The sequence below is a fragment of the Capnocytophaga bilenii genome (genome assembly GCF_017565765.1).
Taxonomy (GTDB): Bacteria; Bacteroidota; Bacteroidia; order Flavobacteriales; family Flavobacteriaceae; genus Capnocytophaga; species Capnocytophaga bilenii.
Genome location: NZ_JAGDYP010000001.1, coordinates 159043 through 178691 on the forward strand (window position 1 = coordinate 159043; position 19649 = coordinate 178691).

Here is a 19649-nt window from a genome sequence, read left to right on the forward strand (position 1 = left end):
AAGGCTATATAGGAGAAATAAAATCCTATGACTATAAAGAGTATTCCTATGAAAAAGCCAATAATGTGTGCCTTATATCACGCCCTAAGTAGCGACTTATCTGTCGCATTGTTCAGCCATTTTATTTAAAGTTTCCTCATCAGAGACCTTTTTCCAACTTGATACTATCTCTCTCCACTGTTTACCAAATAGAGGTTCGCAGATAGCTTCTATCTCATCATAGCTAAGATACTTTTCATAGTTCTTTTCCATAAATGTATCCACTGCAATGCGGTAAGAAGAACCAAAAGCAGCTTCTTTGCTTAAAACTTTTCCTAATGAAACAGCTACTTTTAAAGCCTCCATTGCTTCTTTGGTTTTGTTACAGTGAAAGCCTGCATTAGCCAACATTCTTGCTGCCTCAATCAATAAGATAGGGTTATCTGATTGCAAGTAAAGTTCATAGGCTGTAAGATAATCAGTATATGAGTTTTCCCATTTTTCTTTAATATAATAGATAGTTCCTCTATACAGTAAGGTTTGTGCAAGGAGCGCTTGAGATACTGATTTTTCCAATTGACTTTCAGCGATAACAGCAGTAGCTACAGCTTTGTCAGCATACTCTAAAACTTCTTTGTCTTTTTTATAACGCATTTTATCATTAGACAAAATGGTATAAATTACCACTAATTGAGTAAGCCAATAAGGGTCTTTACTCAATAAGTTTTGAGCTTCAGCGATACATACCTCTCCATACTTTTCGGCTTCACTCTCTTTTTCTTCTTCTATAGCCTTAGTCATACTTATAAAAGCCTTACGGTATTTGACAGAAGGCTCATCAGGAGGAAGCATTGAAGTAATTTGTTGCATAGCCAAAGGCATATTTAAGTTTAAAAAAATTGTATAAACTTTTTGTTTGCCTTCCCTACTTAAGCTGTCAAATACAAGAGTATTCACTGTATCAGTTACAAGGAAACGTACTTTTTCACTAATACCATAGTCAAGGCATTTAAAAAGCCATTGGATAAAGTTTTTGCTTTTGTTGGTGTTTTTAAGAATAGCTACGGTATAGTTGCCTTCTAAGAGATGGAGTGCTTCGGCTAATTTATTGAAATTAGCTGTAAAAACACCTGCCCATCCCATTTCTTTTCCTATATTGTAATCTACTTCCCAATCAATTTTTTCGGAAGTTTCCTGTTCGTCTTCTCCTACCTCTTTTTGATTTGTATTCCAAATGGTGATAGTTTCTTTTAATTCCTCTAACAGAGATTTAGTATATTCTTCATCATTGGTATACATTGCATCGAAATGGAAAGCAATATCCATAATATCAGTATCTGTAGCAATCATATAAGTAAAGAAAGTATCTACTATATCCTGCTCATCTCTTTGAGAGAGTATACGCACTATACGTGCTTGGGAGTCCGTTTTTGAAATGTCCCACTCATCTACTATTTGCTCGATACGTTGTTCAATAGGGTTTGTTGCCATTTTCTAATTTGATTTTAAGATACTTCCTTGAATAGAAGTGTCCACTTGAGGTTACTGTTGCTTTTCTTTCTTTAGTGGTACTTTAGCACTCACTGATGAGGTTTTTACCTCCTTACTAAGTCAGTATTTTTAGAGTCAGATTTAACAATCTTTTTAGATATGAAACCTTTCCTATGATAAAGCTGTTTTTACCTTAGAATAGCTATCACCATATCTTTAATGATTTTAAATTAAATATGGGGCAAAGCTACAAAAGATTTTTCAGTCTTACAAAGGCTTGGGCAAGTTTTTTGATTTTTGTAGTAATTCTACTACATAGATAGGCAGAACATTGACATATTACCAGCCCCACACAAACGTGCGTTGCTGCACGGGCTTTTATAAAAGCCCGTGCAGCAACGCACGTTTGTGGGTGCAAAGGTAAAATTTTTTGGTTATATTGTCAAGATGTTGTACCTTTGCACCTAGAAGTTACTGAGAAAATAGGTGTAATCAAATGAAATAAGAGCTATTACTAAATCATTACCTAATCTTCTTGTAATTCCTGTATCTTCTTTATTTAAAATAGATTATATAAGTAGTTTCAATTTTTCTGCAAAAAGCCCATATAGGCGAAGTACAGGCTTCTGTATGGACAGATGATATGGTACTACTTTGTGAAAACAACGGAATGAAACTTTTGTAATTTGCTAATTATATCGTATTTTTGCACCCAAAAAGAAAACATAATTCACTAAAAATGGCGCACTTAAAACACGTACGTAAATACTTTTTTAAATACAAATACCACCTCCTTTTAGGAATCTTTATTACTATTATATCACGTGTATTTTCACTCTTTATGCCCCGATATGTAAAGAATGCAATTGCTGCTATTGAAAATTTTGCTCGTTCTACTACCAAAAATACAGACCAAATAATATCATTGCTCATAGAATACGCTGCTATTATCATTGGAACTACCATTATTTCGGCAATTCTTATGTTTTTTATGCGCCAACTCATCATCAATGTGTCTCGTTACATAGAATACGATATGAAAAATGAGATTTTTGCCAAATATGAGCAACTATCATTGAGCTTTTATAAGCAAAACCGCGTTGGCGACCTGATGAATCGTATTAGTGAAGACGTAGGAAAAGTACGTATGTATGCAGGGCCTGCCATAATGTACAGCGTGCAAACCATCACGCTTTTTGCTTGTGTAATCCCACTGATGTTTATCATTTCGCCGAAACTTACCCTCTTTACGCTTATCCCACTGCCTTTGCTCTCAATTCTCATCTACACAATGAGCAAAAAGATAAACGTAGAGACAATGAAAGTACAAGCTTTCTTATCTGATTTTTCTACCTTTTCACAAGAGACCTTCTCGGGTATAGGGGTTATCAAAGCCTACAACCACGAAAATACTACCCAAAAACAATTAGCCACATTGGTAGAAGACGGACGACAAAAAAACATCAAATTAGCCAAAATACAAGCCTTTATTTTCCCAACAATGATACTAATGATAGGGCTAAGCCTTATAATGGTGATATTCGTTGGGGGCAGACTTTATTACACTGGTGAAATACAATCTATAGGGGTGATTGTAGAGTTCAGTATCTATGTAATGATGCTCACTTGGCCTGTAGCTACCGTAGGCTGGGTAAGCTCTATTGTGCAACAAGCCGAAGCTTCTCAAAAACGCATCAACGAGTTTCTTGCCGTAGTGCCCCAAATACGCAATCTAAACCCACACCCTACCCCTATCAACGGCAATATAAGTTTTGAAAACGTATCCTTCACCTATGACGACACACATATACAAGCACTTAAAAATGTGTCTTTTGATATTAAAGCAGGACAGACGGTAGCTATAATAGGCAAAACAGGTAGCGGAAAAAGTACCATTTTAGACCTTATATCGCGTATGTACGATGCCGATGAGGGCAAGATACTCATTGGTAATCAACCTATACAACAGCTAAATCTTCACAATCTGCGACAAGCCATTTCGGTAGTACCTCAAGAGAATTTTCTATTCTCGGATACCATTCGCAACAACCTGCGCTATGGCAATAACGCTACCGAAGCGCAGATGATAGAAGCCTGCCAAAAAGCTGTAGTACATCACAATATTATAGATTTCACACACCAATACGACAGTATGCTGGGCGAGCGAGGTGTATCGCTTAGCGGCGGACAGCGACAACGCGTAGCCATTGCCCGTGCCCTGCTAAAACCTGCTGAAATTTATTTGCTGGACGATTGCCTTTCAGCCGTAGATACCGACACTGAAGAGAAAATACTTAGCAACCTGCGCGATAGCCTTCAGCACAAAACAGTTATCATTGTTAGCCACCGCGTATCGGTAGCCAAGTACGCCGACAAAATATTGATGCTCAGCAACGGAGAATTAGTTGAGCAAGGAACCAAAGAAGAGCTTTTAGCTAAAAATGGTGCTTTCAAAGCCTTTTACGACACCCAAACATTCTAACACTTTACCAATAATCACTAACCTCAACAACGAATCATCAGAAAAAATGATAGAAAAAGCGCAAAGCCTATACACACAACAGCTGCCTTTTGTATGCACAAAGCAACCTTTTAGCAACAAAGTAAGCCTACATTGGCAAACTGACGATACCTTGCATTATTTTCAAGAAAATCGGGCAACTGACGGCTTTTTATTCGCCCCTTTTAGCAGTGATAGTCCCACTGTTTTTCTTCCTTTTAGTACCGAAAATACTTTAGAAAGCTATTTGCCTACCGAAAAAGCAGATATTCCCACTCAAACTGCTTTGCCCAACAACGAAGCCGAAAAGGCACAACACATCGCTTTGGTAGGACAAGCTGTGCAAGCAATACAAGAAGGCAAACTACAGAAAGTAGTGCTTTCTCGCAAAATAACTCTGAACAAGGCGGCTGACCCTATAAAGAGTTTTCAAAATATGTTGGTGAGCTACCCGAGTGCTTATTGTTATTTATTCTATCACCCACAAGTAGGCACGTGGTTAGCAGCCACCCCTGAAGTGTTATTACATCACCAGAACGGGCATTTTAGCACAATGGCATTGGCAGGCACACAGCCTTTTAAGGAGGGTGAAATACTATGGCATACTAAAGAAAAAGAAGAGCAACAAATAGTTACCAACACCATTGTAGCACAGCTGGAAGGTTATGCCACTTGTTGCGAGGTAGCCCCTGCCAAAACAGTACGCGCAGGTGGCATAGTACATTTATGTACCGAAATAAAAGGTGATTTACCTAACAATCTCGTTTTCAAAACAGTAGAACGTTTGCACCCTACCCCTGCTGTATGCGGCTATCCCACCGATAAAGCCCGCCAATTCATCTTGGAAAACGAACCCTACCACCGAAAATACTACACAGGCTATTGTGGAGAAATGCAAGAAGGAAAAGAACTGCGCTTATATGTAAACCTGCGATGTATGGAAATAAGCAATAGCGACACTTACCTATATGTAGGAGGAGGTATCACCAAAGATTCTGTACCCGAAAAAGAATACGAAGAAACACAAAATAAAGCACAAACAATGTACAAAATTATTGCTTAAGAGTTTGCAGAATCAAAAATAATTAGTACCTTTGGAGCAAAAATCAGCCGAGATATGTTAGTAAAAATTTATGGAAGTGCCGTATTTGGCGTAGAAGCAACTACAATTACCATTGAAGTAAATATAGATAAAGGCGTAGGCTACCACTTAGTAGGTCTTCCCGATATAGCTATTAAAGAGAGTAATTACCGCATAGCTGCAGCCCTACAAAACAACGGCTATAAAATACCAGGCAAAAAAATAACCATCAATATGGCACCTGCCGATATGCGCAAAGAAGGTTCTGCTTACGATTTGAGCTTTGCTATTGGTATTCTTGCTGCCAACGAGCAAATCATAGCCGATAAAATTGACAAATATATTATTATGGGCGAACTATCATTGGATGGCAGCTTACAACCCATCAAAGGAGCTTTACCCATTGCCATACAAGCCCGCAAAGAAGGTTTTGAAGGCTTTATACTACCTGCACAAAACGCTAAAGAAGCTGCTATCGTAGACCAACTAAAGGTGTATGGTGTTACAAATATCAAAGAAGTAATAGCCTTTTTCAATGGTGAAAAAGAGTTGGAAGCTACCAAAATTGATACTCGCAAAGAGTTTTACAAAAACTTAGACAATCCCGAATTTGATTTTGCTGATGTAAAAGGACAAGAGATGGTAAAACGCTGTATGGAAATAGCAGCTGCAGGAGGGCATAATATCATCTTGATAGGGCCCCCTGGATCAGGAAAAACAATGTTAGCAAAACGTCTACCAAGTATCCTACCCCCTATGACACTACACGAAGCTTTGGAAACTACCAAAATACACAGCGTAGTGGGGCGCATCAAAGACAGTGGACTGATGAGTCATCGCCCATTCCGCAGCCCACACCACACCATCTCTGATGTAGCTTTAGTAGGAGGAGGGGCTTATCCGCAACCAGGTGAAATATCATTAGCCCATAATGGAGTGCTCTTTCTTGACGAATTGCCCGAATTTAAAAGAGCGGTGCTGGAAGTGATGCGACAACCCTTAGAAGACCGAGAAGTAACAATTTCGCGAGCTAAATTTTCGGTTACTTATCCCTCATCATTTATGCTGGTAGCAAGTATGAATCCTAGCCCTAGTGGTTATTTCAACGACCCCGATGCGCCTATGGTTTCTACTCCTGCCGAAATGCAGCGGTATATGAATAAAATATCGGGTCCTTTGCTTGATAGGATTGACATACATATAGAAGTAAATCCTGTACCATTTGAAAAGCTATCGGATAGCAGACCAAGCGAAAGTAGTAGCCAGATTAGGCAGCGCGTGATTGAAGCACGCAATATACAAACGGAACGTTTCAAAGACTATGAGCATATTCATTACAATGCACAGATGAACACCAAGCAAATTCAGAAGTTTTGCAAAGTAAATGAAGCCTCATTATCTTTATTGAAAAGTGCAATGGCACGGCTAAACCTATCGGCACGTGCCTACGACCGCATACTGAAGGTAGCACGCACCATTGCCGATTTGGCTAAAAGTGAAGAGGTATTGCCAGAGCATATAGGCGAGGCTATACAGTACCGAAGTCTTGATCGTGAAGGTTGGTTTGGAAATTAATAATTAACTATATAAAAAATGAAAATTCGCAGTATTTTTACAATGTGTATTGCCCTATTGGGCTTTGTAGCTTGCAACAACAGCAAGCAGCTTGATAATGACGAAATTACCGAACTCATTAGCAGTCATTTAGAAGAGCAGCCCCTATTTGAAACCGCTAAATTCCGCACTGATAAGCAGAAATTAGTAACCAACAAAGATAGGGAAACTATTGATGCTATACAAAAGCTAACAGATGATGGATTTATAGAAATCAACGATGAAAAAACACGCAAAAGATGGTTTTCAAAAGATAGCGTGCACATCATTACCCCTGTGCTTACCAAAGAGGCTTTGCCTTATTTAGTAAAACAAAACAAGAATAGTGCCGAAGTAAAAACAATCATTTATAAGCTAAATGAGAAAAAAATAACTATTGAAAAAAATACTGAAAACGTAGCTGTTTGCACGGTGATATTGGATAAAGAAAAAACACCTTTTTACGCTTTTGGCAAAGACCCTTATCCTAATGCCTCATTCATTACCCAAAAATTCAAACTGAAATACAACGAAAATACAGGCTGGAAGATTATCAAAAAATAAGTATATGAAGAATTTTAGTATATTAACTCTTGTACAAGCTTTATTAAGCCTAATATCGGGGGTGCTTATTTCAAAAATGTCGTTTATAGGCAGAATAGGCGTAAGCACAGCATACAACCAATACGCTGTTTTCAAAGTATGGTGGAAAACAGCTATTTTGTTATTTATAGTGCAGTTTATATTAGCACTATTTTTACAAACCTTCAAGAGCAAAGTAAGTCATAATTTTGCGCGATTGCTTGCCTTACTGCTAATAATAGTGGGAGGTATAGGTGCTTATCTCACTTATATAGATTTTACCACTACAGCTCATAAAGTAATGAATATTAAGTTTCATTCGGGTTTTTACTTATTTTGGGTAGGGTGGTTTATCACTTGTTTTTATTTTTTGTTATCAAAGGCAACAAAACAAACGACAGCCCCCCAAGAATAAGGGTCATAGCAAATTGAGAACTCCATACAAGCCAACCAAAAGCTGTGCTTATGGGAGTAGCAACCCCAAACAGCAGTAACACTTCGGCTATAAAAAACGGATAGGAACCAAAGCCTGCATTGGTAAAGGTCATAGCAAAGCTACCTACTACAAAAGCCGTAAGCACATTGGGCAAGCTAATATTGGCTGTTTCGGGCAAAGCAAAAAAGGGAATATAAAACATCAAGAAATACATAGCCCATATAAAAAGGGTATGTAACAAAAACAATAGTTTATGGCGTATTTTCAGTACTGAAAGTACGCCTTCTTTTATACCATTGAGAAAGTTTTTTAATTTTATAAATAGTTTATTTTGAGAATTATAGATGAAGTACAACAGCACAACGAAGAGTAATCCGCCCCCAATGAGCAGCCACAAAAGCTTTTGGAAAGGAATTTTAGACAGCAAAAAAGTACTTATCACTTCAAATTGCAATACGAAAGCTACAGCAGTAAATAGCAAAAGTAGCAGCATATCAATTACGCGTTCGGAAATAATTGTGCCGAGCGATTGGTCTATAGGCACTTCATCGTAATTGCTTACCAATAGGGCTCTTGATACCTCGCCCGAACGTGGAATGGTTACATTTACTAAATAGCCAATAAAGACAGCCATTGTTCTATGTAAAAGAGAGGTGCGATAACCTAAAGGACGGAGCAGGAATTCCCAGCGAATAGCGCGTGAAAAGTCGCTTAAAAAGCCTAAAAATACAGAAAAACCAATATAATAATAGTTGGCGCTTAAGAAAGTAGTTTTTACCTGTGATAGTTGTTCTTCAGTAAATTGACTATAGGCATAGGCACACAAAAACACTCCCACAGCAAGCGGGAGTGTTATTTTTAATAGTTTTTTCATTTCAGTAAGTTAGTCTGTTCATCGGGGAAAATAATAGCAGGCTTGAAGTTTTTAGCCTCTTCAAAATTCATAAGAGCGTAAGAAATAATAATGACGATATCACCTTTTTGTACTCTACGAGCTGCAGGCCCATTGAGGACAATAGCACCAGAGTTTCGCTTTCCCTTAATAATATAAGTATCAAAACGTTCGCCATTATTCACATTCACGATTGATACTTTTTCACCTTCAATCATATTAGCAGCTTCTAAAAGAGCCTCATCGATGGTAATACTACCTATGTAATCTAAATCGGCACCCGTAACCTTTACGCGGTGTATTTTAGATTTTAATACTTCTATTTGCATTTCTCATTAATTTTATAAAAGTGCGGCAAAGATAGGAATTAATTGGTAATTACGAGCAAGAAAAGCTAAAAAATATAATAATTAATATTTTTATAAAGTATTGAAAACTAACTTTATATAAAATAAATGTTACGTTTTGTTATTTTTTTATTGCTTAAAAGTTGTAGATTTAAAAAAAATACTTATCTTTGCTTCAATAAAAGTTAAAAAATTAACCGCAATGAGTGTATTAGTCAATAAAAATTCAAAAGTAATTGTACAAGGCTTCACAGGAAGCGAGGGTACTTTTCACGCAGAGCAAATGATTGCTTATGGCACGAATGTAGTAGGAGGTATTACCCCTAATAAAGGGGGACAAACTCACTTAGGCAAGCCTGTATTTAATACAGTAGCCGATGCCGTAAAAGCTACTAATGCTGATGTATCGATTATCTTCGTTCCGCCTGCCTTTGCTGCTGATGCCATTATGGAAGCTGCCGATGCTGGAATAAAAGTGATTATAACTATCACAGAGGGTATTCCTGTAGCTGATATGGTGAAAGTAGCTTCTTACATCAAGAACCGAGACTGCCGTTTGATAGGTCCTAATTGCCCTGGTGTAATTACTCCTGAAGAAGCTAAAGTGGGTATTATGCCTGGTTTCATCTTTAAAAAAGGTAAAGTAGGTATCGTTTCTAAATCGGGGACACTTACTTATGAGGCTGCCGACCAAATTGTTCGCCAAGGATTGGGTATTACTACTGCTATAGGTATAGGAGGTGACCCTATTATTGGTACTACTACTAAAGAAGCGGTAGAACTACTAATGAACGACCCTGAAACTGAATGCATTGTGATGATTGGTGAAATTGGGGGGCAATTGGAGCCTGAAGCTGCTCGCTGGATTAAGGCTAATGGTAATAAGAAACCTGTGGTAAGCTTTATTGCTGGTGAAACTGCTCCTAAAGGACGTACTATGGGACACGCTGGTGCTATTGTGGGTGGTGCTGATGACACTGCCGAAGCTAAAAAACGTATCCTTAAAGAATGTGGTATACACGTAGTTGATTCGCCTGCTAAAATAGGTGAGAAAGTAGCGGAGGTAATGAAGAAATAATTATATAACTCGTTCCATAATAGTGAAGTGTTCGGAAAGGTTTTAAAACTTTTCTGAACACTTTTTTTATGTCTTTTCATTATTTTTACTACTTTTGCCGCACTTTTAAAATATTCATTAATATTTATGAAAAAACTAATTTCAATTACTTTGCTTTCAACAATATTTACTTTTTTCAGCTCATTATTCGGACAGAAACGACTTTTAGATACTGAAGTATTTAGAAAGAATCCTTCGGAAGTAACTTCTTTTGAGGAGGCACGTGGTGAAGGTGAGAAGATAATCAATTACCTTATTCAGGAGGAGATGATACCAGGTGCCTCAATAACAGTAGCTAAGGAAGGAAAAATACTATGGCAAGAGGGCTATGGTTATGCCGATATTGCTAAAAAAACACCTATCAACCCTAAAAGTACTTTGTTTAGAATAGCAAGTATGAGCAAGGCTATTACTGGAGTGGTTTTGGCACGCCTACAAGAGCAAGGCAAGTTTGATTGGAACACTTCTTTGTACGAATATGTGCCTAACTTCCCTGAAAAGCCATTTGATTTTACTATCAAACAGTTGGCAGGGCACTTAGCAGGCATTCGTTCTTATAAAGGCAATGAATATACGCTTAATAAACCATTTACTATAGAACAGGGTATTGACTTGTTTAAAGATGATTTATTACAATCGGCACCTGGTACTAAGTTTTTATATAGTAGCTATGGCATCAACTTAATTTCATACGCTATTGAAAAGTGTTTGTATAGAAAATTTGAAGATATTGCTAAAGATGAAGTATTCAAACCGCTAAATATGTGGAATACCTTTCCTGATAGAGGAAAGATTATCAATAATGAGGCTACCCCCTATACTCGTAGCAAGAAAGGATTAAATAAGGCTACTGAAGTAAATAACTACTTTAAATTGGCAGGAGGTGGCTTTTTATCTACCTCACACGATATTGCTAAAATGGGAATTGCTATTGAACGACACAGTTTTCTTTCGCAAGCTATTGAATATGAAATGCTACAAAAGCAATGTACTATTGATGATGAAGAGGTAAATTACGGTATCTGCTGGCAAAACCAAACTGACTGGAATAGCCGTGAGTATTTTGGTCATACAGGTATGGGTGTAGGTGGTTATGGGTGGCTATCAGTATATCCTAATGAAAAAGTGGTTATCGTAATGCTTTTTAACGTTACTGACCCTCAAATTAGTATTTATTTGCAGCGGCTTACGGATTTTATATTGGAAGGTGCTGAACACGTGAACAGTGCTAATTAATTACCTATTAAAAAAAATAAGGGCTACCTGAAAGTATTTTTCGGGTAGCCCTTTTTGTATGCTGTTTATTATTTAAGGCTTCCTACCATATCTTCGGGGCGCACCCATTTATCAAAGTCTTCTGCGGTAACGTAACCTAAACGCACTGCTTCTTCTTTGAGGGTAGTGCCGTTGCGATGTGCTGTTTGAGCTATTTCGGCAGCTTTGTAGTACCCTATCTTGGTATTGAGTGCAGTAACTAACATTAATGAATTATCTACTAATTCTTTAATTCGTTTGTAGTTAGGTTCTATACCACTTGCACAATGTTCTTCAAATGACACACATACATCGCCTAACAATTCTGCTGACTGAAGGAAGTTGGCAGCTAATAGCGGTTTGAATACGTTTAGCTCGTAATGACCTTGAGTGCCACCTACTGTAATAGCTACATCATTACCCATTACTTGTGCGGCAACCATAGTCATCGCTTCGCATTGTGTAGGGTTTACTTTACCCGGCATAATAGAGCTACCTGGTTCGTTGGCAGGGATAAGGATTTCGCCAATACCTGAGCGAGGTCCTGAAGCCATCATACGAATGTCGTTCGCAATTTTATTGAGTGAAACAGCTAATTGTTTTAGAGCCCCGTGACTTTCTACGATAGCATCGTGAGAGGCTAAAGCCTCGAACTTATTAGGAGCGGTAACAAAGGGGTGCCCTGTAAATTTAGCAATATATTCGGCTACTTTTACATCGTAACCTTTAGGGGTGTTAAGCCCTGTACCTACAGCTGTACCTCCCAAAGCGAGTTCTGAAAGGTGTGCAAGTGTATTTTTAATTGCTTTGATAGCGTGGTCGAGCTGGGCTACATAACCAGAGATTTCTTGACCGAGTGTAAGAGGAGTAGCGTCCATAAGGTGTGTACGACCTATTTTTACTACATCTTTAAAAGCTTCAGCTTTAGCTGCTAATGTGTCGCGTAGTTTTTGAACCCCTGGTAGTGTTTTCTCTACCACCATTTGGTAGCAGGCAATGTGCATACCTGTAGGGAAGGTGTCGTTAGACGATTGTGATTTATTTACATCGTCATTGGCTTTTAATACGGGGTCGCCTTCGCCAATTTGTTTTCCTGCCAATACTTGAGCACGGTTGGCAATCACCTCATTGACGTTCATATTTGATTGTGTACCTGAGCCTGTTTGCCAGATAACCAATGGAAATTGGTCATCGAGCTTTCCTGCAAGGATTTCATCGCATACTTGTGCGATTGCATCTCTTTTTTCGGCTGGAAGTACGCCCAAATCGAAGTTGGCATAAGCAGCGGCTTTTTTGAGGTAGGCAAAACCGCGAATAATTTCTTTTGGCATAGAGGCAGGAGCCCCAATTTTGAAGTTGTTACGTGAGCGTTCGGTTTGAGCTCCCCAATATTTATCGGCGGGGACTTTTACTTCGCCCAAAGTGTCTTTTTCAATTCTGTAACTCATATTCTATATTTACATTTAAAAAGATGATTTATAATCAGATAGCGTAAGAAAACGAATGATTTCTTCTGAATAACGCTACAAATGTACGATAATTTGTCTAAATATCAAAATTATTTTAAATATTTTTTTACACTCTTTTGAAATTCCTTAGTAACAATATCTCGGTCATAATTTTATGTATCTAAATCTTTTTCAAAAAAGCTAAACACACAGCCTCCGTACTTTTTTTCGTAGGAAAAAAAAGGGAGCGTAGAGGTATCGGTACGGGTGGAATGTTCAATAATGAGGATACCATCTTCGTTAAGTAGTTCATTATCAAATACAAGTTGTACTATTAGTGCTATTTTTTCTAAAGGGAAATCATAGGGTGGGTCGGCAAAGATGACATCAAATTGTTGCTTGGTGCGTTTTAGGTATTCAAATACATCGGCTTTTAGTGCTGTAATCGGGTAATTGAGTTCGCGGGCTGTTTTATTTACAAACTGTATGCAGGCATTATAGCTATCTACGGCTATTACAGCAGGACAGCCCCTACTTGCAAACTCATAAGATAGGTTGCCTGTACCTGTAAAAAGGTCGAGTACAGAGAGTTGTTCAAAATAGTAATCATTATTAAGGATATTGAAAAGGGCTTCTTTTGCAAAATCTGTTGTGGGGCGCACGGGTAGTTTGGAGGGTGCTATAAGTTGTTTTCCTTTGTTTTTTCCTGAAATAATACGCATTTTCTTATTTATTTTTCATAGGCAAAGATATAAAATAATGTTTAATAAGCAATGATTAATCATTAATTTAGTATCACATATTTGGCAATTGCTGACTTTCCTTCGGTGCGTTTTATCCTTCGCTCAAGGTTCGCTTATCCTTCGCTCATCCTTCGCTCAAGGTTCGCTGAGAGTATTGCAAAAAAAACTTTGGCAAACTATAAAAGTTTGCCAAAGTCGTGATACTATTTTTCTTCTTATAAAGACTTTTCAGCTTCGTTCTATGATAGTTGGAAGGCTTCTTTTACCTTTTCTACATAATCTAATTTTTCCCAAGTGAAAAGCTCTACAGTAAGTTCTTTGGTTTTGTGATACGGTGATGAAAATACCTTAGTAACTACTTGGGGGGTACGTCCCATATGCCCATATGAGGCGGTTTCGCTATAAATAGGATTTCGCAATTTCAAACGTTGTTCTATATCATAGGGACACAACGAAAAAATTTCTTGTATTTTTTTTGCTATTTCACCATCAGTTAGGTTTACTTTGCTTGTTCCATAAGTATTCACATATACTCCCGTAGGTTCAGCTACCCCAATAGCATAGCTTACTTGTACAAGCACTTCGCTAGCAACCCCTGCAGCGACTAAGTTTTTAGCAATATGACGCATCGCATAAGCCGCACTGCGGTCTACCTTGCTAGGGTCTTTGCCTGAAAAAGCACCTCCTCCGTGAGCCCCTTTTCCTCCGTAGGTATCAACAATAATTTTACGTCCTGTTAAGCCTGTATCGCCGTGAGGACCCCCAATTACAAAGATACCTGTAGGGTTGATGTGGTAAATGATATTGTCATCAAAGAAGGGTGCGTACTGGGGGTACTTCTTAATCACGCGAGGAATGAGGATGTGCACAATGTCTTCTTTGATTTTTTTTAGCATTGCTTTTTCGGTATCGAAATCATCGTGTTGCGTTGAGATAACAATGGTATTGATGCGCACAGGCTTGTTGTTATCGTCATATTCTAAAGTTACTTGGCTTTTAGCATCGGGGCGTAAATAGGTAATTTCTTTATTTTCGCGGCGCAAATCGGCTAATTCTCTTAGTAATGCGTGCGAAAGGTCTAAAGCCAATGGCATATAGTTTTCAGTTTCGTTTACGGCATAGCCAAACATCATTCCTTGGTCGCCAGCACCTTGTTCTTCAGGTTTTCCGCGTTCTACTCCTTGATTGATATCGGGCGACTGTTCGTGTATTGCTGATAATACCCCGCACGAGTTTGCTTCAAACATATACTCGCTTTTGGTGTAACCAATTTTTTTGATTACATTGCGCGCAATTTGTTGCACATCAATATAAGTGTTAGATTTCACTTCCCCTGCCAATACCACTTGCCCTGTGGTTACTAAAGTTTCGCAAGCCACCTTGGAATGTGGGTCAAAGGCGAGAAAGTTATCAATAAGGGCATCGCTAATTTGGTCTGCCACTTTGTCAGGGTGTCCTTCAGAAACGGACTCAGAGGTAAATAAATATCCCATTTGTTATTGTATTTTTAGGTAGAAGACAATTGTTGCCCTGCTTTTATTTGGGGTACTATGATGTTGAAGAGTAATGAAAATTACTGTTTTAGCATTTTTAGGGGAGTACCCCAAGAGGTTGCAATCAGTACAAATTTGTCCTCCTGTTATTATTTCTGCGGCAAAGATACAAAATAATGTTTAATTGTCAAGTTTAAAATAATTATTTTTTGCGAGCTGCACGGGATGTTATAGTCCTATTACTACCCCTATATTGGGTATAAATCGGCTGCCAAAAATACTTTTTCCTTCTTTGTAAAGTATATTATAGCTTCCGCCAAAGCGCATATATACATTAGCTCCGAGTTGTTGCATATAGCCCGCTCCAATATATAGCGCATCTTCGTTGGTGTTATAAGTAGTATCGAGTGTTTTGTGTTTTTGTGATACAAAATAATGCTGATAGGAGGTGCTAAGGTAAGCAACTCTACCTATATAGTACGATGCCACAGGGCCTACCCCCAAAAGAAGACTACGAAAGTACTCTGAATTTTGCAAACTACCATTCACTACAATCCCTACTTCTAAATCATCTGTAACTTTTAGCCCTATTTGAGGTGATAAGTCTATTCCTAAGCCGTAACTCGTGAAGTTTATGCCAACGTTTCCGCCATAAGTCCATATATTTTTCTTATTTTGTTGGTAGGAAGGTGATAAAATATTGGGACTTTGCCCCATAACGTAGCTACTTACTAATAAAAAAGTAATAAAACTAAAAAAAAGTCTCATTTTCATACGATAATTTATTTAAAAGTTCTTTATTATTTTATTTTCATTGTTTCTGTAGGGGATATTTTAGTAATTACGTAAGTAGGTACTAATAACATCAGCAGACATAAGAGCAATACACCTATGTTTAGCAATATCACTGCAATACTGCTTATTGCAATGGGTACTTCGCTTACGTAATAAGTTGCGGCATCTAACTTGATGAGGCTATATCGCTGTTGCAGCCATAATAACAAAAAACCTAAGACATTTCCCCATAAAAGCCCTAAGCCAATGATGTAAGTGGCATTGTACAAAAATATTTTTCTGATACTGCGATCGGTCATTCCTAAGCTTTTCAGTACGCCAATCATAGGTGTTTTTTCTAATATAAGTACTAAAATGGCTGTAATCATATTAAAACCTCCTACAATAATCATTATACCGATAATTAGGTATATATTGAAATCGAACATACCTACCCATTCAAAGATAAAGGGAAATTTCTGAATAATTGTTTGGGCATCTAAAAATGACCCTACAGCACCATATACTTTGTAACCTACATCTTCAATACGGTCAAAATCATTGATAAAGAGTTCAAAATTACCTACTTCATCTTGTTGCCATTTGTTCATTTTCTGTATTTGTCGTATATCTGTAAAAACGTAGGAGGCATCAAACTCCTGAAAACCACTGTTATACAGACCTACAATTTTAAAACTACGCTGGTTGGGCGTTTGCGAATCTTCATCTTTTAGAAAAATAGCGTGGCAATGATCTCCAATTTTTAGATGCAGCCGGTTAGCTAAATAGGTAGAAAGAAGAATTTCGTTTGAGATTTCTTCGCCCGATACATTAGGGGTACGCCCTTCGGTGATAAAATCTTGCAAAAGTTGCCAATTATAATCTTTGCCTACTCCTTTAGCTAAGATAGACTCATAAGTGTTTTCAGTACGTATAATTCCTCCTTTAGTAGCAACTGCTTGTATATGAGTAACTTCTGGAACTTGCTTAAAGTAAGGATAAAATTCTTGGTTTATGGAAATGGGATGGGTACTTACTTCTGAGGCGTTATTGTCATACGCAAAAATCTGTATATGCCCGTGAAAGACTACTAATTTTTCACGAATTTTTTGGCGTAATCCTGTACCTGTAGCAATAGCAATAAGCATCATCACCATTCCTATTGCAATAGCTGCAATTGCCATTTTGATAATTGGTGAAGATATTGTACCTTTGTCGCCCTTTGAAAATATAACCTTTTTAGCTATGAAATATTCTGTATTCAAAACAATATGCCCTTTTTATGGTGCCAAAGTTACAATTTTTTTAATATGTACGCTCATATCTTGCAAAAATAATGGACAACCACGTACCGACACTACTCAGCAAACAAAGGATAAACACCCTAAAGAAATAGTAGAAGGTGCTAATCGAATGTATCTATATACCAATGATTTACAAAATAAGAATGTAGGAATAGTTACGAATCAAACAGGTATTGTTCGCACTAAAAAAAATACCTATGTTCATTTAGTTGATACGCTTCTGAAGAAGAAAATTAAGGTAACTAAAGTATTTGCTCCCGAGCACGGTTTTAGAGGGCAAGCCGATGCAGGAGAAGTGATTAAAGATGGTAAGGATACTCAAACAGGTCTTCCTATAATTTCTTTATATAGCAAAAATAAAAAACCATCGCCGCAACAACTTAAAGATATAGATGTTATGCTTTTTGACCTCCAAGATGTTGGGGCTCGCTTTTATACCTATATCTCTACACTGCACTATGTGATGGAAGCCTGTGCCGAACAGCATATTCCTCTTATAGTGTTAGATCGTCCTAACCCTAATGCTCATTATATTGACGGACCTGTATTACAACCTGCTTTTAAAAGTTTTATAGGAATGCACCCTGTACCTATTGTATACGGAATGACCATAGGCGAATATGCTCAAATGATTAATGGTGAAAAATGGCTTGAAAAAGGAGTTACTGCCAATCTTAAAGTTGTAAAATTGGCTTATTACAATCATCAAATGCCTTATAAACTGCCTGTAAAACCTTCACCCAATTTGCCCAATGAGGTAGCGGTCAATCTCTATCCAAGTTTGTGTTTCTTTGAAGGAACTAATGTGAGTATGGGGCGGGGTACTAATCAGCAGTTTCAAATATATGGCTCTCCTTATTTTGCTAAAACAACTTTTCACTTTACCCCCAAGCCCAATGAAGGCGATAAAAGCCCCAAATTTAATGGCAAACAGTGTTATGGTGAAGACCTAAGCCATACACCCTATCTATCACAAATAAATCTTACTTGGCTCAAAAAAGCCTTTGAACAAGGCAAAAGTGTAAAAACACCTTTCTTTACCTCATCATTTAATAAAATTGCAGGCAATGATTTGCTAAAAAAACAAATTACTGAAGGGAAAACAGAAGCCGAAATACGCCTAAGTTGGCAACAAGAACTCAATAAATTCAAAAAAACAAGACAAAAATACCTGCTTTATCCATAAGCAGGTATTTTTTTGTTGATTTACTTGTCCATTCTTACTATTTTAGGCTGAAAAGTGCCAATAACAGCTACCAAATCAGTTTGTGACTGCATTACAGCTTCAATGTTTTTATACGCCATAGGTGCTTCTTCAGCATTACCCCCAATAAGGGTAATATCTTTGGTTTTCAGAGCTTTCTTAATATCCGAACTCGTAAAGCGGTTTTTGCTCTCATTGCGCGAGAAGGCACGCCCAGCCCCGTGTGAGGCTGAATTGAAACTCTCGGCATTGCCCTTGCCACGCACAATGTAGCCAGCATCGGTCATCGAGGCAGGGATAATACCCAATACTCCCTCACCAGCAGGGGTAGCCCCTTTGCGGTGTACTATCACCTCCTTGCCATTATGAATTTCTTTCCAAGCAAAATTGTGGTGGTTCTCAATACGCGCTCTGAGTCGCCCACCTACCGCACGAATAAGTCGGCGATGAATGTCATCGTGACAAGCTGAAGCGTAATCACCAGCGAGGTTCATAGCCGTCCAATACTCCAATCCCAAGTGAGTATTGAGGTCAAGCCACGCAAACTGCTGCGCTTCTTTGGGTAGCGGACATTGTTCGGCTGCCACACGTACGTAATACTGCGCTATCTCCGCCCCGAACCCACGCGAACCGCTATGCGAAAGGATACCCAAGTACTTTCCTTTAGGGAGCCCTATTTGTGGGTCGTCTGCTAAGAGTTCTACCTCGCCAAACTCTACAAAGTGGTTGCCACTGCCCGAAGTACCCATCTGCTTAATTGCCTTATCTTTCAATCGTTTGAGGATAGGGATAAGCGAAAAAGTATCGCGGTCAAAAATCTCGTGTTCTACGTGCGATTTGTGGGTTTCGTACATACCAAACTTCGTATGTTCGGCGAGGGCTTTCTCGTACTTATCACGAGCCCCCGAGAGATACGACACTGGTATATCCAAGATACTGAGGCACATACGGCAACCGATATCCAACCCTACCCCATAAGGAATCACTGCATTCTCTACCGCTAGCACGCCCCCTATGGGCAAGCCATAGCCGCTATGGGCATCAGGCATCAGGGCACCCCCAACCGAAATAGGGAGTTTCAGAGCCGTATAGAGTTGTGTTTTTGCCTCTTCGGTGATGTCCTCGCCAAAGATATGATAAGGGGCACGCAAGCTGTTGAGCTGTCTTTTTTCAGTTTTAGTAGACGAAAGTAGCGCTTCGGCTATCTGACCAAAAGTAAGATGACCTTCGTATTGTGCAGGATTTTTTAAAATATCTTCGAGCACCGACTTAACATACGCTAAGTTTTTAGTAGCGTAATTGCGCTTCATCACTTCCAACGCTACATTAATAGATTGATTATTTGGGAAACCTAACTTCAGTAGGTCTTTCCCTTTGAGTTTTAAATTTGCCATAATAATTTGTTGATTTG

The 19649-nt window shown here is 38.3% G+C and carries 17 protein-coding genes; 8 read left to right on the plus strand and 9 right to left on the minus strand.

Going from position 1 to position 19649, the window contains the following annotated elements; genetic code table 11:
• Positions 1 to 96: 96 nt before the first annotated feature.
• Positions 97 to 1470: a hypothetical protein gene (locus J4N46_RS00840; RefSeq protein WP_208057490.1), complete on the minus strand. Its 1374-nt coding sequence runs from the start codon at positions 1468 to 1470 to the stop codon at positions 97 to 99.
• Positions 1471 to 2209: 739 nt separating this feature from the next.
• Here J4N46_RS00840 and J4N46_RS00845 point away from each other — a divergent pair.
• From J4N46_RS00845 to J4N46_RS00865, 5 genes are read left to right on the plus strand one after another with little or no spacing between them, the layout of a single operon-like run.
• Positions 2210 to 3952, plus strand: coding sequence for an ABC transporter ATP-binding protein (locus J4N46_RS00845; RefSeq protein ID WP_208057491.1), 1743 nt, complete (start codon positions 2210 to 2212; stop codon positions 3950 to 3952).
• A 46-nt stretch (positions 3953 to 3998) separates the two neighbouring features.
• A complete protein-coding gene (locus J4N46_RS00850) occupies positions 3999 to 5033 on the plus strand; it encodes a chorismate-binding protein (protein WP_208058013.1) in 1035 nt (344 codons plus the stop codon).
• A gap of 54 nt (positions 5034 to 5087) precedes the next feature.
• Positions 5088 to 6626, plus strand: coding sequence for a YifB family Mg chelatase-like AAA ATPase (locus tag J4N46_RS00855; RefSeq protein WP_009751324.1), 1539 nt, complete (start codon positions 5088 to 5090; stop codon positions 6624 to 6626).
• Between the two features lie 24 nt (positions 6627 to 6650).
• A complete protein-coding gene (locus J4N46_RS00860) occupies positions 6651 to 7208 on the plus strand; it encodes a hypothetical protein (protein ID WP_208058014.1) in 558 nt (185 codons plus the stop codon).
• 4 nt (positions 7209 to 7212) lie between these two features.
• Entirely contained in the window at positions 7213 to 7641 is a 429-nt protein-coding gene (locus J4N46_RS00865) for a hypothetical protein (protein WP_208057492.1), read from the plus strand.
• Here J4N46_RS00865 and J4N46_RS00870 read toward each other — a convergent pair.
• Together J4N46_RS00870 and panD are read right to left on the minus strand one after the other, a co-directional pair.
• Positions 7580 to 8536, minus strand: a complete 957-nt coding sequence (locus J4N46_RS00870) for a lysylphosphatidylglycerol synthase transmembrane domain-containing protein (protein ID WP_208057493.1) — start codon at positions 8534 to 8536, stop codon at positions 7580 to 7582. The genes J4N46_RS00865 and J4N46_RS00870 overlap by 62 nt on opposite strands.
• Positions 8533 to 8883 (minus strand): aspartate 1-decarboxylase, encoded by a 351-nt coding sequence (gene panD / locus J4N46_RS00875; protein WP_208057494.1) that lies wholly within the window; start codon positions 8881 to 8883, stop codon positions 8533 to 8535. Before panD ends, J4N46_RS00870 begins: the two co-directional genes overlap by 4 nt.
• A 220-nt stretch (positions 8884 to 9103) precedes the next feature.
• On the opposite strand from panD, the gene sucD reads away from it, so the two are divergent.
• Together sucD and J4N46_RS00885 are read left to right on the plus strand one after the other, a co-directional pair.
• Positions 9104 to 9979 carry a succinate--CoA ligase subunit alpha gene (gene sucD, locus J4N46_RS00880; protein ID WP_208057495.1) on the plus strand — a complete coding sequence of 292 codons (876 nt, stop codon included), beginning with the start codon at positions 9104 to 9106 and terminating at the stop codon, positions 9977 to 9979.
• 126 nt (positions 9980 to 10105) lie between these two features.
• Positions 10106 to 11254, plus strand: a complete 1149-nt coding sequence (locus J4N46_RS00885) for a serine hydrolase domain-containing protein (protein WP_208057496.1) — start codon at positions 10106 to 10108, stop codon at positions 11252 to 11254.
• Between the two features lie 68 nt (positions 11255 to 11322).
• Here the strand turns inward: J4N46_RS00885 and fumC are convergent, their stop codons facing one another.
• From fumC to J4N46_RS00910, 5 genes are all read right to left on the minus strand, one after another.
• The gene (fumC, locus tag J4N46_RS00890; RefSeq protein ID WP_208057497.1) at positions 11323 to 12720 is read right to left on the minus strand and encodes a class II fumarate hydratase; all 1398 of its coding nucleotides are present in this window, start codon (positions 12718 to 12720) and stop codon (positions 11323 to 11325) included.
• A 173-nt stretch (positions 12721 to 12893) separates the two neighbouring features.
• The gene (locus J4N46_RS00895) at positions 12894 to 13442 is read right to left on the minus strand and encodes an RsmD family RNA methyltransferase (protein WP_208057498.1); all 549 of its coding nucleotides are present in this window, start codon (positions 13440 to 13442) and stop codon (positions 12894 to 12896) included.
• A 260-nt stretch (positions 13443 to 13702) separates the two neighbouring features.
• Positions 13703 to 14956, minus strand: coding sequence for a methionine adenosyltransferase (metK, locus tag J4N46_RS00900; protein WP_208057499.1), 1254 nt, complete (start codon positions 14954 to 14956; stop codon positions 13703 to 13705).
• A 228-nt stretch (positions 14957 to 15184) separates the two neighbouring features.
• Positions 15185 to 15730, minus strand: coding sequence for a hypothetical protein (locus tag J4N46_RS00905; RefSeq protein ID WP_208057500.1), 546 nt, complete (start codon positions 15728 to 15730; stop codon positions 15185 to 15187).
• Positions 15731 to 15756: 26 nt separating this feature from the next.
• On the minus strand, positions 15757 to 16914 hold the full coding sequence (locus J4N46_RS00910) for an ABC transporter permease (protein ID WP_208057501.1): 1158 nt from the start codon (positions 16912 to 16914) through the stop codon (positions 15757 to 15759).
• 61 nt (positions 16915 to 16975) lie between these two features.
• Here J4N46_RS00910 and J4N46_RS00915 point away from each other — a divergent pair, with 61 nt between their 5' ends.
• Positions 16976 to 18220, plus strand: a complete 1245-nt coding sequence (locus J4N46_RS00915; RefSeq protein ID WP_236013503.1) for an exo-beta-N-acetylmuramidase NamZ family protein — start codon at positions 16976 to 16978, stop codon at positions 18218 to 18220.
• Positions 18221 to 18240: 20 nt separating this feature from the next.
• On the opposite strand, the gene J4N46_RS00920 is transcribed toward J4N46_RS00915, so the two are convergent.
• The gene (locus tag J4N46_RS00920) at positions 18241 to 19632 is read right to left on the minus strand and encodes an RtcB family protein (protein WP_208057502.1); all 1392 of its coding nucleotides are present in this window, start codon (positions 19630 to 19632) and stop codon (positions 18241 to 18243) included.
• Between the last annotated feature and the right edge of the window lie 17 nt (positions 19633 to 19649).

What these genes read in the sequence shown, in the direction of transcription:
- J4N46_RS00840 (WP_208057490.1), bottom strand. Translation starts at nt 1,470, where the DNA reads ATGGCAACAAACCCTATTGAACAACGTATCGAGCAAATAGTAGATGAG.
- J4N46_RS00845 (WP_208057491.1), top strand. Translation starts at nt 2,210, where the DNA reads ATGGCGCACTTAAAACACGTACGTAAATACTTTTTTAAATACAAATAC.
- J4N46_RS00850 (WP_208058013.1), top strand. Translation starts at nt 3,999, where the DNA reads ATGATAGAAAAAGCGCAAAGCCTATACACACAACAGCTGCCTTTTGTA.
- J4N46_RS00855 (WP_009751324.1), top strand. Translation starts at nt 5,088, where the DNA reads ATGTTAGTAAAAATTTATGGAAGTGCCGTATTTGGCGTAGAAGCAACT.
- J4N46_RS00865 (WP_208057492.1), top strand. Translation starts at nt 7,213, where the DNA reads ATGAAGAATTTTAGTATATTAACTCTTGTACAAGCTTTATTAAGCCTA.
- J4N46_RS00870 (WP_208057493.1), bottom strand. Translation starts at nt 8,536, where the DNA reads ATGAAAAAACTATTAAAAATAACACTCCCGCTTGCTGTGGGAGTGTTT.
- panD (WP_208057494.1), bottom strand. Translation starts at nt 8,883, where the DNA reads ATGCAAATAGAAGTATTAAAATCTAAAATACACCGCGTAAAGGTTACG.
- sucD (WP_208057495.1), top strand. Translation starts at nt 9,104, where the DNA reads ATGAGTGTATTAGTCAATAAAAATTCAAAAGTAATTGTACAAGGCTTC.
- J4N46_RS00885 (WP_208057496.1), top strand. Translation starts at nt 10,106, where the DNA reads ATGAAAAAACTAATTTCAATTACTTTGCTTTCAACAATATTTACTTTT.
- fumC (WP_208057497.1), bottom strand. Translation starts at nt 12,720, where the DNA reads ATGAGTTACAGAATTGAAAAAGACACTTTGGGCGAAGTAAAAGTCCCC.
- J4N46_RS00895 (WP_208057498.1), bottom strand. Translation starts at nt 13,442, where the DNA reads ATGCGTATTATTTCAGGAAAAAACAAAGGAAAACAACTTATAGCACCC.
- metK (WP_208057499.1), bottom strand. Translation starts at nt 14,956, where the DNA reads ATGGGATATTTATTTACCTCTGAGTCCGTTTCTGAAGGACACCCTGAC.
- J4N46_RS00905 (WP_208057500.1), bottom strand. Translation starts at nt 15,730, where the DNA reads ATGAAAATGAGACTTTTTTTTAGTTTTATTACTTTTTTATTAGTAAGT.
- J4N46_RS00910 (WP_208057501.1), bottom strand. Translation starts at nt 16,914, where the DNA reads ATGGCAATTGCAGCTATTGCAATAGGAATGGTGATGATGCTTATTGCT.
- J4N46_RS00915 (WP_236013503.1), top strand. Translation starts at nt 16,976, where the DNA reads ATGAAATATTCTGTATTCAAAACAATATGCCCTTTTTATGGTGCCAAA.
- J4N46_RS00920 (WP_208057502.1), bottom strand. Translation starts at nt 19,632, where the DNA reads ATGGCAAATTTAAAACTCAAAGGGAAAGACCTACTGAAGTTAGGTTTC.